Annotated in this window: 17 protein-coding genes; 9 read left to right on the forward strand and 8 right to left on the reverse strand. The window is 74.2% G+C overall.

The genetic code is table 11. The annotated features are described in order from the left end of the window. Positions 1-102: 102 nt before the first annotated feature. Positions 103-1,983, forward strand: a complete 1,881-nt coding sequence (locus tag ACZ7KX_RS20555) for an APC family permease (protein WP_470327664.1) — start codon at positions 103-105, stop codon at positions 1,981-1,983. Positions 1,984-2,058: 75 nt separating this feature from the next. Here ACZ7KX_RS20555 and ACZ7KX_RS20560 read toward each other — a convergent pair whose 3' ends face one another. Next, on the reverse strand, positions 2,059-2,328 hold the full coding sequence (locus ACZ7KX_RS20560; RefSeq protein WP_470327665.1) for a GlsB/YeaQ/YmgE family stress response membrane protein: 270 nt from the start codon (positions 2,326-2,328) through the stop codon (positions 2,059-2,061). 269 nt (positions 2,329-2,597) lie between these two features. On the opposite strand from ACZ7KX_RS20560, the gene ACZ7KX_RS20565 reads away from it, so the two are divergent. Continuing rightward, positions 2,598-2,963, forward strand: a complete 366-nt coding sequence (locus ACZ7KX_RS20565) for a hypothetical protein (protein ID WP_396546316.1) — start codon at positions 2,598-2,600, stop codon at positions 2,961-2,963. Positions 2,964-2,999: 36 nt separating this feature from the next. Here the strand turns inward: ACZ7KX_RS20565 and ACZ7KX_RS20570 are convergent, their stop codons facing one another. Further along, positions 3,000-3,800, reverse strand: a complete 801-nt coding sequence (locus ACZ7KX_RS20570; RefSeq protein ID WP_470327666.1) for a HEAT repeat domain-containing protein — start codon at positions 3,798-3,800, stop codon at positions 3,000-3,002. A 104-nt stretch (positions 3,801-3,904) separates the two neighbouring features. After that, positions 3,905-4,615 carry a TetR/AcrR family transcriptional regulator gene (locus tag ACZ7KX_RS20575; RefSeq protein ID WP_470327667.1) on the reverse strand — a complete coding sequence of 237 codons (711 nt, stop codon included), beginning with the start codon at positions 4,613-4,615 and terminating at the stop codon, positions 3,905-3,907. Positions 4,616-4,783: 168 nt separating this feature from the next. Here ACZ7KX_RS20575 and ACZ7KX_RS20580 point away from each other — a divergent pair, with 168 nt between their 5' ends. Continuing rightward, entirely contained in the window at positions 4,784-5,983 is a 1,200-nt protein-coding gene (locus ACZ7KX_RS20580) for an FAD-dependent monooxygenase (protein WP_470327668.1), read from the forward strand. Positions 5,984-6,040: 57 nt separating this feature from the next. On the opposite strand, the gene ACZ7KX_RS20585 is transcribed toward ACZ7KX_RS20580, so the two are convergent. Next, a complete protein-coding gene (locus tag ACZ7KX_RS20585; RefSeq protein WP_470327669.1) occupies positions 6,041-6,424 on the reverse strand; it encodes a hypothetical protein in 384 nt (127 codons plus the stop codon). Positions 6,425-6,833: 409 nt separating this feature from the next. On the opposite strand from ACZ7KX_RS20585, the gene ACZ7KX_RS20590 reads away from it, so the two are divergent. Both ACZ7KX_RS20590 and ACZ7KX_RS20595 read left to right on the forward strand, forming a co-directional pair. Continuing rightward, positions 6,834-7,460: a CBS domain-containing protein gene (locus ACZ7KX_RS20590; protein ID WP_470327670.1), complete on the forward strand. Its 627-nt coding sequence runs from the start codon at positions 6,834-6,836 to the stop codon at positions 7,458-7,460. Positions 7,461-7,622: 162 nt separating this feature from the next. Beyond that, positions 7,623-8,273: a LamG domain-containing protein gene (locus ACZ7KX_RS20595; protein ID WP_470327671.1), complete on the forward strand. Its 651-nt coding sequence runs from the start codon at positions 7,623-7,625 to the stop codon at positions 8,271-8,273. Between the two features lie 37 nt (positions 8,274-8,310). Here ACZ7KX_RS20595 and ACZ7KX_RS20600 read toward each other — a convergent pair whose 3' ends face one another. Then, complete coding sequence (locus ACZ7KX_RS20600) at positions 8,311-8,700, reverse strand: hypothetical protein (protein WP_470327672.1); 390 nt, start codon at positions 8,698-8,700, stop codon at positions 8,311-8,313. A 196-nt stretch (positions 8,701-8,896) separates the two neighbouring features. On the opposite strand from ACZ7KX_RS20600, the gene ACZ7KX_RS20605 reads away from it, so the two are divergent. Continuing rightward, complete coding sequence (locus tag ACZ7KX_RS20605) at positions 8,897-9,316, forward strand: hypothetical protein (RefSeq protein ID WP_470327673.1); 420 nt, start codon at positions 8,897-8,899, stop codon at positions 9,314-9,316. Positions 9,317-9,435: 119 nt separating this feature from the next. On the opposite strand, the gene ACZ7KX_RS20610 is transcribed toward ACZ7KX_RS20605, so the two are convergent. Beyond that, positions 9,436-9,846, reverse strand: coding sequence for an organic hydroperoxide resistance protein (locus ACZ7KX_RS20610; RefSeq protein WP_470327674.1), 411 nt, complete (start codon positions 9,844-9,846; stop codon positions 9,436-9,438). 164 nt (positions 9,847-10,010) lie between these two features. On the opposite strand from ACZ7KX_RS20610, the gene ACZ7KX_RS20615 reads away from it, so the two are divergent. The 3 genes from ACZ7KX_RS20615 (at position 10,011) to ACZ7KX_RS20625 (ending at position 12,322) form a co-directional block, all read left to right on the forward strand. Further along, a complete protein-coding gene (locus tag ACZ7KX_RS20615) occupies positions 10,011-10,484 on the forward strand; it encodes a MarR family winged helix-turn-helix transcriptional regulator (protein WP_470327675.1) in 474 nt (157 codons plus the stop codon). A 403-nt stretch (positions 10,485-10,887) separates the two neighbouring features. Further along, entirely contained in the window at positions 10,888-11,460 is a 573-nt protein-coding gene (locus ACZ7KX_RS20620; protein WP_350522729.1) for an RNA polymerase sigma factor, read from the forward strand. A gap of 52 nt (positions 11,461-11,512) precedes the next feature. Further along, positions 11,513-12,322, forward strand: coding sequence for a hypothetical protein (locus ACZ7KX_RS20625; protein WP_470327676.1), 810 nt, complete (start codon positions 11,513-11,515; stop codon positions 12,320-12,322). 98 nt (positions 12,323-12,420) lie between these two features. Here the strand turns inward: ACZ7KX_RS20625 and ACZ7KX_RS20630 are convergent, their stop codons facing one another. Continuing rightward, complete coding sequence (locus ACZ7KX_RS20630) at positions 12,421-13,080, reverse strand: GAP family protein (protein WP_470327677.1); 660 nt, start codon at positions 13,078-13,080, stop codon at positions 12,421-12,423. A 192-nt stretch (positions 13,081-13,272) separates the two neighbouring features. Beyond that, positions 13,273-14,685: an argininosuccinate synthase gene (argG, locus tag ACZ7KX_RS20635; RefSeq protein ID WP_470327678.1), complete on the reverse strand. Its 1,413-nt coding sequence runs from the start codon at positions 14,683-14,685 to the stop codon at positions 13,273-13,275. Positions 14,686-15,018 lie beyond the last annotated feature (333 nt).

Here is a 15,018-nt window from a genome sequence, read left to right on the forward strand (position 1 = left end):
ACAGGGGTGTACGTGGTCTCGTCGGGTTCGGCCGCACCGGGGGTACCGTCCCGGAACAGCGGCGGGCGCTTCCGGGCGTGGATGCTGGAAGGCCTGGCGGACATGGCCAAGCAGCACCCCGGCCCGCACGCGCAGGTTCCGCACGTGAAGGGCCAGCGCTGGTGGCGGGTCATGTGCCTGACCGGCCTCGACTACTTCTCGACGCTCGGCTACCAGCCCGGCATCGCCGCCCTCGCGGCCGGCCTGGTCTCCCCGATCGCCACGATCGTGCTGGTCATCGTCACCCTGCTCGGCGCGCTCCCCGTCTACCGGCGGGTCGCCCAGGAGAGCCCGCACGGCGAGGGCTCGATCGCGATGCTGGAGCGCCTGCTGTCGTTCTGGCAGGGCAAGCTCTTCGTGCTCACCCTGCTGGGCTTCGCAGCCACCGACTTCATGATCACCATCACCCTGTCCGCCGCCGACGCCAGCGCCCACCTGGTCGAGAACCCGCACCTGCACAGCGCGCTGACCGGCAAGCAGGTCATGCTGACCCTCATCATGATCGCGCTGCTCGGCGGGGTCTTCCTCAAGGGCTTCAGCGAGGCGATCGGCCTGGCCGTGGTCCTCGTCGCGGTCTACCTCTCGCTCAACGTCGTGGTGGTGGTCAACGGGCTCTGGCACGTGCTCAAGGCCCCGCACCTGTTCACCGCCTGGACCGACGCGCTCACCGCCGAGCACGGCAACGCGCTCGCCGTGGTCGGCGTGGCGCTGATCGTCTTCCCCAAGCTGGCGCTCGGCCTGTCCGGCTTCGAGACCGGCGTCGCCGTGATGCCGCACATCGAGGGCGACCCCGAGGACACCGAGGAGAAGCCCACCGGCCGGATCCGGGGCGCCCGCAAACTGCTCACCACCGCCGCCGCGATCATGAGCGTCTTCCTGATCACCACCAGCCTCATCACCACGCTGCTGATCCCGCCCGACCAGTTCAAGCCCGGCGGCCAGGCCAACGGACGAGCGCTCGCCTACCTCGCCCACGAGTACCTGGGCAACACCTTCGGCAGCATCTACGACCTGTCCACGATCGCCATCCTCTGGTTCGCCGGCGCCTCCGCGATGGCCGGGCTGCTCAACCTGATGCCGCGCTACCTGCCCCGCTACGGCATGGCCCCGCACTGGGCCCGCGCGGTGCGGCCCACCGTCATCGTCCTCACCCTGATCGCCTTCCTGGTCACCTGGATCTTCGACGCCAGCGTGGACGCGCAGGGCGGCGCGTACGCGACCGGTGTGCTGGTGCTGATCAGCTCCGCCGCGATCGCCGTCACCATCGCCGCCCACAAGGCCGGGCAGCGCCGCTGGCGGGCCGGCTTCGCGGTGATCGCCGCGGTGTTCCTCTACACCACCGGGGTCAACATCGCCGAGCGCCCGGACGGCGTGAAGATCGGTGCCTGCTTCATCGCGGGCATCATGCTGGTCTCCTTCCTCTCCCGGCTCAAGCGGGCCTTCGAACTGCGCGTCACCGACGTGACGCTGGACGGCGTCGCCGAGCGGTTCGTCCGGGACTACATGCACCGCCCGCTACGGCTGATCGCCAACGAGCCCAACAGCCGGGACCTCGCCGAGTACCGCGACAAGATCCGCCAGATCCGCACCGACAACGACATCCCGGCCGAGGACGACCTGGTCTTCGTCGAGGTCACCGTGCTCGACCCGTCCGACTTCGAGTCCGAACTGACCGTGCACGGCGAGGTGCTGCACGGCCGGTACCGGGTGCTGTCGCTGGAGAGCTCCAGCGTGCCCAACGCCATCGCCGCCCTGCTGCTGCACGTGCGCGACCTGACCGGGCAGCAGCCGCACATCTACTTCGAGTGGACCGAGGGCAACCCGTTCGCCCAGTTCCTGCGGTTCTTCCTGTTCGGGCAGGGCGAGATCGCGCCGGTCACCCGCGAGGTGCTGCGCGAGGCCGAGCCGGACCGCTCGCGCCGGCCGGCCGTGCACGTCGGCTGAGCGGCGTGGCGGTGCACGTCGCTGCACGTCGCTGCACGTCGCTGCGCCGAGGGTGCCGGCGACGGGGCGGCAAGGTCAGCGGCTCGGGTGGGACTTGCTCCAGGCGGGCGAGGCGAGGGCCACCAGGGCGATCGCGAAGGCGAGTTGCAGGATGTGGCGGATCCAGTCGATGCCCGAGGTGTGGCGGACGCCGATCCAGCCGGACACGGCGTTGCCGAGCCACGCCCCGGCGGCACCGAGCAGCATGGTCAGCCACCAGGGGATCGACTGCGGCCCGCGCAGGAACAGCTTGGCGATGACGCCCAGCACGAAGCCGATGAGCAGAATCCACAGGAGCTGGAACATCGCAGTCCACCTTCCCGGCGCCATCGGAGCCGGCCGGTGCGCCGAATCGTCGAAGACGCGTGTCGTCCCATGATCACCCGGATCGGCCGGACGGGCACGTCGGCGGCGGGCGGCGCCGGCCACGGGCGCGGCGCGCGGGTGGGTCGGGTACGGAGGGGCGAGAATGCGCCGCCGGTCGGGCCGGAAAGTCGCTGTCCGTCGAGGCGGCGGCACCGATAGGAATGGGCGGTGACGCGGAGGTGCCGCGTCACCGAGAGGAGCCCGCCCCCGTGATACGCCTCCGCGCCGCCGCGCTGACCATCGGCGCTGCCGCCGCCGCGCTCACCCTGACCATGGGGACGGCCCAGGCCGCGCCCGGTGACACCACCACCATGTGCTCCTCCTCGCTCACGCCGGGCGGCTACGTGGACGTCCAGTGGTGGAACAGCGGCGGCTGCGGCTCCGGGTTCAACCCGAACACCAAGAAGATCATGCAGCTCACCGGCTACCCGGTCGGCACCGTGGTCAACGCCTGTGCCTCGACCTGGCCGCCGGCCGGCTGGACGATCGTCAGCAGCTTCTACAGCGCCGGCTGTCAGTACTCCGCGGTGCCGAGCTTCGACAAGAACAGCTGGCAGCTGAAGCGCGTGTCCTGACGACGGGCCGCCCACGACCCGGGGCGGTGCGGGGCCTCAGCGGTCCCGCACCGCCCCGACGGCCTCGCGGACGTCCGGGTGCGGATCGTCCGCGAGGCCGTCCAGCAGTTCGGCGACGCCCGGGGTGGACCAGGGGCCGACGGTCCAGACCAGGTCCTCGCGCACGCGCGGGTCGGGATGGGCGGCCAGGGGCGCCAGGAGGTCAACCGGGCCGCGGGGGCGCATCCCGAACCAGTGCAGGGCCTGCCGCAGCTCGGCCGGGTCGCCCGGCTCGCCGGCCGCCGCGATCCGGGCGAGCAGGACGGGGACGGGCGGCGGCGGGCCGTCCAGCGGGTGCGGGTGGCGCTCGCGCAGGCGGCGGCCGCCGTACTCGCCGCGGATCCGGCAGCCGAAGCAGGTGCAGGGCCGGGTGCCGTGGGCGCCCGGCCGGTAGCGCCAGCCGGCGACCTGCGGCACGGCGCGGATCCGGTGCACCTCGCGGGCGCCCGCGGCACGCGGCAGGAAGACCTCCCAGCCGCGCGGGTCGGGCAGTGCGCCGATCCGCCGGACCGCCTCGGCCGCGGACACCGGCTGCTGGGCGTCCCGGGCGCGGTCGCGGTAGTGCCCGGCCAGGACCTCCTGCGCGTCGTCCAGCCGGACGTGCACCGCGACCAGCGAGCCCTTGGGGCCGAACCGGGCCAGCTCGCGCAGCCACTGGTGGGTCAGGGCGTACGAGGGCAGCACGGGGAAGCAGTAGAGCCCGCGCGCCCCGCCCTGGCCCCGGCTGTCGGCCCGGATCCCGGCGCGGCGGATGCGCGGCGCGTTGGCCGCGGCGGTCAGGTGCACGAACATCGCCATGGGGCGCGATGCTAGCGCCCGGGCGGGCGGCGCTCCGAAGGGTTTTCCGGGCGCGAAGGCGCGAAGGCGCACGGGTGCGCGGGCGACGGGGCCGCGCCGTGGTGTCAGGGCTGCGCCGTGCGGTGCTCGATCAGGGCGGCCAGGCCGTCCAGGATGCGTTCCAGGCCGAAGTCGAGCGCCTGGTCGCGCCCGCCCGGTTCGGCCACGGCGGCCGCGACCGCGGGGTAGCGGTCGGCGTGCTGCTGCATCACGAGGCCGAAGACGGTGAGGAATTCGGCCTCGGGGGAGCCGGCGGGCCCGGTGGCGCGGGACTGTGCGGCGATCCCGCGCACGTGTCCGGCGAGGAGGACGGCGGCGTCCATCCGCTCGGGGCCGGTCAGTCCGTGGCCGTCGAGCGCGGAGACCACCCGCTCCAGCCAGGTGAGTTCCTTCGGGCCGACCACGCGGGGGCCGACGGTGGCGTCCAGCAGCCACGGGTGCCGGGCGAAGGAGTCGGCCAAGTGGCCGGACCAGGCGGTGAGTTGTTCCCGCCAGTCGGTGCCCTCGGCAGGGCGCGGCGGCTCGTCGACGGCCGACTCGACCATCAGGGCGATCAGTTCGGCCTTGCCCGGGACGTAGCGGTACAGCGACATCTTGGTGAAGTCGAGCAGCCCGGCCACCTTCTGCATCGAGACCGCGGCCAGGCCCTCGGCGTCGGCGACCTCGACGCCCGCCGCGGCGATCCGCTCCAGGGTGAGGGCCGGTTTCGGTCCCCGGGTGGGCTTGGCCGGCGGCCCCCAGAGCAGCCGCACCATGTCGTTCGCCGCCTCGCCCATCGTCCGCTCCCGTCCTGGGGTTCCGTACCGGGTCCGCCGGGGGTCGTCCCCGGCTCGTCCTCGGCTCCTGCCTCGGGGGTTGCCCCGCACGCCAACTGTGTCTACCGTACACAGCAACAAACCGTGTCTGCGAGACACAGTTTCTCGATCGACGGAGGAGTGGTTCCCGTGAGCACCAGGATCCTGATCTCGGGCGCGAGCATCGCCGGCCCCGCGCTGGCCCACTGGCTGGGCAGGTACGGCTTCGAGGTGACCGTGGTCGAGCTGGCGCCCGCGCTGCGCGACGGCGGCCAGGACGTCGACTTCCGCGGCCGCACCCACCTGACCGTGCTGGAACGGATGGGCGTGCTGGACGAGCTGCGCGCACTCGGCACCGGCGGCAGCCCGATGACCTTCGTGGCCGCCGACGGGCGCCGCCTGCTGCACCTGCCCGCCGAGTTCGCGGGCGGCGACGTGGAGGTTCCGCGCGGGGAACTCGCCCGGCTGCTGCACCGGCACAGCAGCGCCCGGGCCGAGTACCTCTTCGGCGACTCGATCACCGCGCTGGAGGAGACCCCGAGCGGGGTCCGGGTCGCCTTCCGGCACGCCGCACCGCGGGAGTTCGACCTGGTGATCGGCGCCGACGGGCTGCACTCCAACGTCCGCCGGCTCGCCTTCGGCCCGGAGCAGCGCTACGTGCGCCACCTCGGCTACTACGCGGCCACCTGGCAGCTGCCGAACGACCTCGGGCTGCCCGTCGGCTCGGTGGGGCTGAACGTCCCCGGCCGGCTGATGTCGGTCGGTGCCGGCCACCGGGACCGGAGCCGGGCGGGCGCCTTCGCCCTGTTCGCCTCGCCCGAGGTGCGCTACGACCGCCACGACCGGGCGCAGCAGAAGGCGCTCGTCCGAGCCGCCTTCACGGGCCTCGGCTGGCGGGTCCCGCACCTGCTGGAGAGCCTGGACGCCGCCCCCGAGCTGTACTTCGACTCCATCAGCCGGGCCGACGTGCCCGCCTGGTCGAACGGCCGGATCGCCCTCGTCGGCGACGCCGCCTGCGGCGCGACCATCGGCGGCATGGGCACCGGGACGGCGGTGGTGGCCGCGTACGTCCTGGCGGGCGAGCTGGCCCGGGCGCGCGGTGACCACCGCACCGCCTTCGCGCGGTACGAGCGGCTGCTGCGCGGATACGCCCGGGGCTGCCAGAAGGGCGGCGACCGCACAGGGCCGTTCCTGGCGCCGCGCACCGCGACCGGGCTGCGGTTCCGCAACGCGCTGCTGAACCGGCGGTGGGCGCTGGACAAGATGCTGGAGCTGGGCAAGGAGGTCAGCAGCGTCGAACTGCCGGACTACGAGGCGGAGTCGTCGGGCGCCGTCGGCCGTGCGGGCTGAGCGGACCGGGCGGTGGTGCGGTGCGCGCCGCCCGCGCCGCCCGCGCCGGGGCCGGGCTCACTGCAGCGGGCCGATGCGGCTGTCGCCGTCGAGGACCGCCTCCACCCGGACGTCCGAGCGGGCGGGGCGCTCCACGGCGAGGGTGTGGTCCGCGACGGGCCGGTCGGCGGACCGGTCCGGGCCCTTGACGGTGAGCCGGGTGACCCGGCGGCTGCCCGCCGCGAGCAGGTACTCGGTGCCCTGCGGGGAGCGCCACCACGTCCAGGCCACCGTGTCCCGCTCGAACCGGCTGCACGCCCGGCCCGGACCGCCGCCGGTGCGCTGCGCGCCGCGGGCGGTCGGCAGGACGACGGCGGTGGCCGCGCTGCCCTCGCCGTTCCAGCGGTCGGCGCGCAGACAGACCCAGGAGGCCGGGCCCGCGTTCTGCGGCAGCGGCTGCACCGCGAAGGCCCACAGGTCGAGCTGCTTGACGCCCGGCCCGCCGTCCGGGACGGCGCAGCCCGCCCGGGCCGGCCACCGCCGGAAGACCGTCCGGCGAGCGGTCCTGCCGGGAACGGCCGGATCTGCGCCTCGCCGGTGGCCGCGAGGGACGTCGCGGGGACGGGTCCTCCGGCGGCCCGTCGCCCCCGCCCGCGGGGCGACGGTGCACGTCCCGCCCCCGGTCCGGCCCGTGGGAGGCGTGTTCGTGCACCGGGGTCCAAGGACCCACCCGTTCGGCCCCTTGGCCCCTGGCGATCCGAGCCGCCGCGCGCCATGCTGCCGGTAACCGGCCGGGACGATCCGCGCCCGGTCGGACCAGCACCGTTGGACGAGGTGAACCGGCGTGCGGCATGCCACCGTCGAATCCGTGATGACCAGCCCCGTGGTCCTGGTCTCCCCCGAGACCGGGTTCCGGGAGATCGTGACGCTGCTGAGCGAGTACGACATCACCGGGGTGCCGGTGGTGGACCCGGAAGGGCGGCCGCTCGGCGTCGTGTCGGAGGCCGACCTGCTGCGCACCCTGGCCGCGCAGGAGGACCCGGGCAGTCTGCTGCCGGCGCCGGAGTCGCCGCAGGCCGGCCCGAACGGCGAGGTCACCGCCGCCGACCTGATGACCGGCCAGCCGGTCTGCACCTCGCCCGGCACCAGCGTGGTCGCGGCGGCCCGCACGATGAGCCGGCACGGGCTCAAGCGGCTGCCGGTGCTGGACGGGGAGGGGCGGGTCGTCGGCATGGTCAGCCGCGGGGACCTGCTGCGGGTGTTCCTGCGCGAGGACGGGGTGATCCGGCGGGAGATCGTCGAGGAGGTGCTCGGCCGGATCGAGGGCGTGAGCCCGGCGGAGATCGGGGTGGAGGTCAACCAGGGCCGGGTGGTGCTCAGCGGCACCGTGCCCGAGCCGCACCTGGTGCCGATCGTGCTCAACCTGTGCCGCGCGGTGGACGGCGTGGTCTCGGTGACCGACCGGCTCGGCGCCGGGGGTGCTGCGGCGGTCGGCTGAGCCGGCCCCGGTTCCCGCGGCCGACCGCCGCCTCGGGGGTCCGCCCGGTCCCGGGACGGACCCGCGGGGTCCGCTTCGCATACAGCGGACCGTACCGGGTAAATCACTCTGTGTGCCCGGCCGATCCGACTGCCGGGGCGCCGGAGCACCGGGGAGGCGGCCGTGACCGTCGTTTTCGACGCGGACTTCACTTCGACCAGGCAGTGGATCACCGGGCGTAGCAGCGCCTATCCCCGGATGGGGCCGACCAACCGGAGCGACCACAAGCTCGACTACCTCGTCCGCGGGTACTGCCCGGGCGGGGTGTTCACCGCCACCCGGCGGCACAGCGGCGGGCTGTGGAGCTGCAACCTGCTGACGACCGAGGGCAGTCCGGACGGGTTCCAGGTCCGTACCGGGGACGTGCTGTCGGCGCGCGTGACGCTGCCCACCGGGCTGGGCGCCTGGCCGGCGATCTGGACCTGGCGGGACGGCGGCAACGAGGTGGACTTCTTCGAGTACCACCCCGACAACCCCGACCTGCTGGAGATCTCCAACCACGTCCGGGGCGGCTACCGGTACTGGCACGGCGGCGGCGCCGGGATCGGCCCTGGGGCGACCTTCGGCCTGCGGGTGGTGCTCGGCGCGAACTCGGTGGACTGGTACGTCGAGGACGAGCTCGTCTACGCGGACCTGCACGGGGTGGGGCCGGGCTGGCACGCCTACCTGATCGTCAACCTGTCGGTGGCGGACGGGACGTACCACGCCCGGCCGCCGGTCTCCGGGCCGGACCGGCTCAGCTGGGTCTGCCACAGCCTGCAGGTCGAGCGCTGAGGCCGCGGGCCCCGAGGGGCGGCGCCGCGCGCGGGGTTCACGGTGCGAAGGCGGCGGTGATCGGGCCGTGCGGGCCGTAGCGCTGGAACCACACCGTGCGGCGGTTCCGGCCGATGTGGGCGGGATCGGTCACGTACAGGTCGTCGTGCGGGGCGCTCTCGTTGCCCGGGGCGAGGGCCGCGTCCACGGCCCGGTCCGCGAGTGCGTGCAGCAGGGCGGTGGCGGTGGCCTCGGCGGCGGACGGCGCGATGGCGAGCGCGGTGAGTTCGGCCCAGAGCGCGGTGGCGACGTAGGCGATCGGGGAGTGGCCGAGCGTCGGGTGGGGGCTGGGGTCGGCGTGGCGCCGCAGCAGTCCGGCGGCGACGAGCTGCTCGGGGGAGCGGGCGTCGTCGGGCGGGTGGTGGGTCATGCGCGGGTACCGGGTCACGAACGGCACGCTACCCCGTGGATGCGCGCTCGTGCGCCGGAACGTTTTCTCAGGCTTTCTTCACGGCGTTTTCACCGGTGCCGGGCGCAGGATGGTGGTAGGGCCCGTCTTCGAACCCCCGCAGGCGGGGGTTCGAAGACGGGCCCTTCGGCGCTGATCACCTCGGCCCCGGGTGGGGCCGGAGGAGGAGGTCCTGATGAGGCACTGGCACGGATACGGGCACGGCCACGGCATGAGCGGCTGGGGCATCGGGCTGATGGTGATCGGGACGCTGCTGGTCCTGGCCCTGCTCGTGCTCCTCGCCGTCGCCCTCTTCCGGTACGTCTCGCGCTCGCGGCAGCCGGTCCCGCCCGGCCGTCCGGCGGCACCGGGTGTGGGTGGGCCGGGGTCGGGCGGCCCCGGCGGCTGGGGGGCGGGACCGCCTGCGGAGCAGGTGCTCGCGGATCGGTTCGCGCGGGGTGAGATCGACGCGGAGGAGTACCGGCACAGACTGGAGACGCTGCGCTCGGCGAGCGGGCCCGGCGGCGGATGGCCCGGCAGTGCCGGGCCGGGTGCCGGCGGACCGGGTGTGGCCGGCCCGGCGGGCGGTGGGCCTCCGCCCGGCACGGCGGGGTAGGGGCGCCGGCCCGGGAAACGGGGCGGGCCCGCCGCACGGGGTGTGCGGCGGGCCCGGTGCGCGCCTGCGAGGGGGCTGCGACGCGGTCGTGGCGACCGGCCTCCCCGTGCCCCGGGCGACTACTCGACGACGAGCTCGACCGGGATGTTGCCGCGGGTGGCGCGGGAGTAGGGGCAGACCTCGTGCGCCTGCTTGACCAGCAGCTCGCCGGTCTCGCCCGCCAGGGCCTCGGGCAGCTCGACGCGCAGCACGACCGCGAGGCCGAAGCCCGCGCCGTCCTTGCCGATGGAGACCTCGGCGGTCACCGAGACCTCGCTGGTGTCCACCCGGGCCTGCCGGCCGACCAGGCCGAGGGCGCTCGCGAAGCAGGCGGCGTAGCCGGCCGCGAACAGCTGCTCGGGGTTGGTGCCCTGGCCGTTGCCGCCGAGCGCCGGCGGCATCGCCAGCGCGAGGTCCAGCTGCCCGTCGGAGCTGACGGCACGGCCCTCCCGGCCGTTGGCGGTGGCGGCTGCGGTGTAGAGCGCGTCCATGGTCGGTCCCCTTCGTGGTGCTTCGGTTGCTCGGATGCGGGTGGGCCCGGGGCGCGTCGCCTTCGTTTCCGCGACCCGTCCGGGTTCCTGCCCTGCGACAAGTAGAGCACGCAATTCAATTGCGCACAACTTAATCGTGCGAGTGTGATCGGTACCATGGAGCCATGACCACGCTTCCCGGCATGGCGGACGAGGAACTGCTCCGCCTCGACCAGCAGATCTGCTTCTCGCTCAACGCGGCCTCGCGGGCCTTCGGCGGCGTCTACCGGGTGCTGCTCCGCGACCTCGGGCTGACCTACCCGCAGTACCTGGTCATGCTGGTGCTCTGGGAGGGCGGCGAACTGCCCGTCAAGCGGATCGGCGAGCGCCTGCGGCTCGACTCCGGCACGCTCTCCCCGCTGCTCAAGCGGCTGGAGGCGGCCGGGCTGGTGCGCCGCGAGCGCAGCGCGCAGGACGAGCGGTCCGTCACCGTCGCGCTCACGGCCGAGGGGTCGGCGCTGCGCGAGCGGGCCGGGCAGGTCCCGCGTCGGCTGCTCGCCGCGACCGGGCTGCCGGTCGAGGACCTGGCGGAGCTGCGCGGGCTGCTGGAGCGGGTGACCGCCGCACTGGACTCGGCGGCGGTGGAACCGGCGCCGTAGGGCCCCCGGCACCGGTGCGGCGGTACCGACGTCGCACGGCGCGCTGTGCGACGCGCGCCGCGTGGTGCGTGCGGCGGGGCCGGTGCTGCCCGGGTGGTGGTGCGGTGCCGGTGACGCGGGGGTGGCCCCGTGGGTGGGTGAGTGGTCGGTGGCGGGGGGCTTGTCAAGCCGGCGTCCCACGCGATGTGATCTGGGTCACTCGCCCGGCTTGCCGGGGGCGTCGGCGGGCCCGAATCGGCAGGTCAGTGGCGCTGTTCAAAAGTGGGCGGAAACGTTCGCCAATTGTCCGCCCGATCCGGTCAACATCCCGCGCCTCCCGGACGGTTACACCACTAGCCCCCAAGGGGCCGTCGGCGTGCCACCCGGTGGGCCGGCCAGCTGACCCACGAAAAGGGGGGCGTGCGTGAACACTCCCGGGCCGGGCGAGGAGCGGGGCCTCCGGGCGGACCCGCTCGGCGACCTGCCGAACGACTTCGAGGCCTTCTTCACCCGCGAGAACTCCGGCTACCTCCGCTACGCCCAGCAACGCCTGCGGCACCGCGAGGACGCGCAGGACGCGGTCCAGAACGCCGGCACGACGCTCTACAAGAACTGGCGTCGCGCCCTGGCCAGCGCCGATCCGCAGGCCTTCGCCTTCAAAGTCGTGAAAGACGCGGTGGTGGACGTCCTGCGCGACCGCCGGCGCACCGAACGCAAGCGGCTGCGGGTGATCGCCCAGCGCCGCCCCGACACCAGCCAGGACGAGCTGGACGAACTCGCCGAACTGGACGCCCTGGACTGGGCGATGGACGAACTCGCACGGGCCGCGCCGGTCCAGGCGGACGTCGTCCGGCTGCGCCAGGCGGGCCTGTCGTACCCCGACATCGGCCGGTCGCTCGGCATCGCGCACACCACCGCCCGGACCTACTACAGCCTCGGGCGGCGCCACCTGGAGTACCTGTTGGAACACCCGGGAGACGACGGAGCGGAGACATGAGGGCCGTGACATGAGGGCCGTGACATGAGGGCGGACGCATGAGGGCGGAGACATGAGGGTCGGGGACCTGCTGCGCGCGCAATCCGCCGAGCTGGACCGGGAGTTCGACGACCACGATCCGGTGGCGTTCACCCGGCGGCTGGCCGAGCGGCTCGCCGCCGCCCGTCGGCCCGCCCCGGCCGTGCGCGAACGCCCCGCCCGTCCGCCGGCCGGAGCCCGGCCACCGCACGCACCGGCCTCGGGGGCCGGCCCGGGGGCGGGGCTGGGATCGGGAGGCGGTCCGGGGCCGGGCCCGGGGCAGGCCTGGAGTTCGCTCCCGGGCGGGGTGCCGGGCACCGGCGCGGGCACGGGGACCGCGCAGTCGCCCTGGGCCGGCGGACGGGCGGAGCTCCGCAGGGACCTGCGGCACCTGTGCGCCGGCGTGGCGGGCGCCGCGAAGCCCGGAGAACTGGCCCTGGACCTCGAACTCGCCGAGAAGACCGCCTTCCGCACCCTCGGCTGCCTGCTGTACGGGATGGGCCGCACGGCGGACGGCGTCTTCTGGTGGCGGATCGCCGCCCAGTACGGCGACCAGCTGGCCGTGCACTGCCTGGCCGTGCACTACAGCGCCGAGGGCGAGCGGCGTGACGCCGCGCGCTGGGCCGCCCAGGCACAGGACCTCAGCGCCCCGGGGCGGCTGCCCGACCTGGCGCCGGAGGTGCGGCCGGGCGGTCCGGCCGAGCTGGCCCGGGTGCTGGCGGAACGCTACGACGGGGAGATCCTGCTGACGCTCCGGGACGCGGTCGCGGCGCGTCCGAGGGTGGATCCCGCCCGGCTGGGCGTCCGGGCGGTCCGGGGGCGCGGGGTGGTGCGGATCCGGTGAGGGGAGCGGCCCGATCGAGCCGGCGGACCGCGCGAGCGCGGGGCGGCCTGCCGTCAGCCGAGTCCGAGCCCGAGCCCGAGCCCGAGGACAGCCTTCGGTCACCCGAGCGCGGAGACCGCGTCGCCCAGGTACCCGGCGCCGAGTACGGCAGCGACCGTGGCCACGATCGGGGCCTGGTGGGCGGCCGTCCAGGCCCGCCACTCGCCGAGGGTCCGGGCTCCGCCGCGCATCCGGACCGCCAGGGGCACGAGGGAGCCGAGCGAGCCGATCGACACCAACAGGGCCGCTGCCACCGCCCACGCGCCGGAGCCGGCCGCGGTGCCCGCGATCGAGGCGGCGCCGCCGACGGCCGGGAGCAGGGTGTTCGGGCCGCTCGCGACGAGTGTGAGGGCGAGGCCGGCGGACCTCGCGGGCGAGTAGCGCTCGATCGACTGCAGCCAGGCGGGCGGCGCCGTGACGTGGCCCGCGCGCGGTCGGTCGTGCCACTGCCGCGCGGCCGAGAGCAGGAGCAGCGTGCCGAGGGCGAGCTTCAGCCAGGACGGCCAGGTGGGGGCGGCCCCGACCCCGCCCAGTGCGCGGCCGGCCACCAGGACGAGGATCACCGGGACGGCGAGGCCCAGCACCCAGCCGGCCGCGAAGGCGAGGCCCTTCGTCCGCCCGCGCGGCGTGGCCAGGACGAGGATCACGGTGATGAGCGACAACGGACTGATCGCGAGCGCCACCGCGGAGGCCAGCATCGAACCGACCGCTTCACCCATGACGGGTCCTGCCTTCCCGTCGCCGGGCGCACGTCCGTCATCCTACGGCGGAGCGGGTGGGGGCGCGGGTCGGTCGGGGACGGCGGAGGCCGCCGCACCGGTGTGGTGCGGCGGCCTCCGTGGGCGACTCCGGGCCGCCGGCCGGGCCCGACGCGTCGGTCGGTGCCGGACGTGTCAGCCGGGCCGGACGTGTCAGTCGGTGCCGGACTCGATCGCGGCGTGGTCGAGCGCGGTGGAGTCCTCCGCGTCGCCGTTGCCCGCGGCGATGGGCGCGGCCCCGCCGGGGGCGAGCTCGCCGATCAGGCCGCTCCACGGCGCCAGCTGGCCGTGGACCGCGTACTGCTCCAGCTTGCTGCGCGAGTCGGCGATGTCGAGGTTGCGCATGGTCAGCTGGCCGATGCGGTCGTCCGGGACGAACGCGGCGTCGACGCTGCGCTCCATCGACAGCTTCTCCGGGTGGTAGCTGAAGTTGGGGCCCTGGGTGTCGATGACCGAGTAGTCCTGGCCCCGCCGCAGCCGCAGCGTGACGCTGCCGGTGACCGGGTGGCCGATCCAGCGCTGCATGCTGTCCCGGAGCATGAGCGACTGCGGGTCGAACCACCGGCCCTCGTACAGCAGCCGGCCGAGGCGGCGGCCCTGGGTGTGGTAGGTGGCGAGGGTGTCCTCGTTGTGGATGGCGTTGAGCAGCCGCTCGTAGGCGATGTGCAGCAGCGCCATGCCGGGGGCTTCGTAGATGCCGCGGCTCTTGGCCTCGATGATCCGGTTCTCGATCTGGTCCGACATGCCGAGGCCGTGGCGCCCGCCGATGCTGTTGGCCTCGTGGACGAGGTCGACGGCACTGGCGAACTCCTGGCCGTTGATCCGGACCGGGCGGCCGAACTCGAACTCGACGGTGATGTCCTCGGTCGGGATCTCGACCTCGGGGTCCCAGAAGGCCACGCCCATGATCGGGCTGACGATCTCCATCGAGGTGTCCAGGTACTCCAGCCGCTTGGCCTCGTGGGTGGCGCCCCAGATGTTGGCGTCGGTGGAGTAGGCCTTCTCGGCGGAGTCCCGGTAGGGCAGGTCGCGCTCGGCGAGCCACTCGGACATCTCCTTGCGGCCGCCGAGCTGGTCGACGAACGCCTGGTCCAGCCACGGCTTGTAGATCCGCAGGCTGGGGTTGGCGAGTAGGCCGTAGCGGTAGAACCGCTCGATGTCGTTGCCCTTGTAGGTGGAGCCGTCGCCCCAGATGGACACCCCGTCCTCCTGCATGGCGCGGACCAGCAGGGTGCCGGTCACGGCGCGGCCGAGGGGGGTGGTGTTGAAGTACGTCTGCCCGGCGGAGCGGATGTGGAAGGCGCCGCAGGCGAGGGCGGCCAGGCCCTCCTCGACCAGCGGGGCCCGGCAGTCGACCAGCCGGGCCTGCTCGGCGCCGTACGCGCGGCCGCGGGCGGGGACGTCGGCGAGGTTCGGCTCGTCGTACTGGCCGATGTCGGCCGTGTAGGCGTACGGGAAGGCACCGTGCTCGCGCATCCACGCGACGGCGACGGAGGTGTCCAACCCACCGGAGAATGCGATGCCGATCCGTTCACCGACCGGCAGCTTGCTCAAGACCTTCGACATGGATGCACCCTATGACCCGCGCGGGCGGGCCCCTGATTCAGCGTTGTGTGACGGGATTCGGCGTACTCGATCCGATGCCCCGAACTCTGGCATAGATTTGCAGAGGACCGCAAGAGCATACGATCGAGTCGGTCGGGGCGGCCCCTCGCGGAGCCGGTCTCCGGCGGGTGTTGATCCGGTCAATTCACTTGCCCCGCACTATGGTTGGGCCAGTGATCACTGTGCCGGGCGGTGCGGGGCGTCGGGAACGGCCGCTTCGCATGGACGGGCGGGCGGCGACGGTGGGGTAGCGCTCCGTCGATACGGCGAGTACGCGGCGTGTCGGCGCGGCGC

Source organism: Kitasatospora sp. NPDC038210 (genome assembly GCF_055600605.1).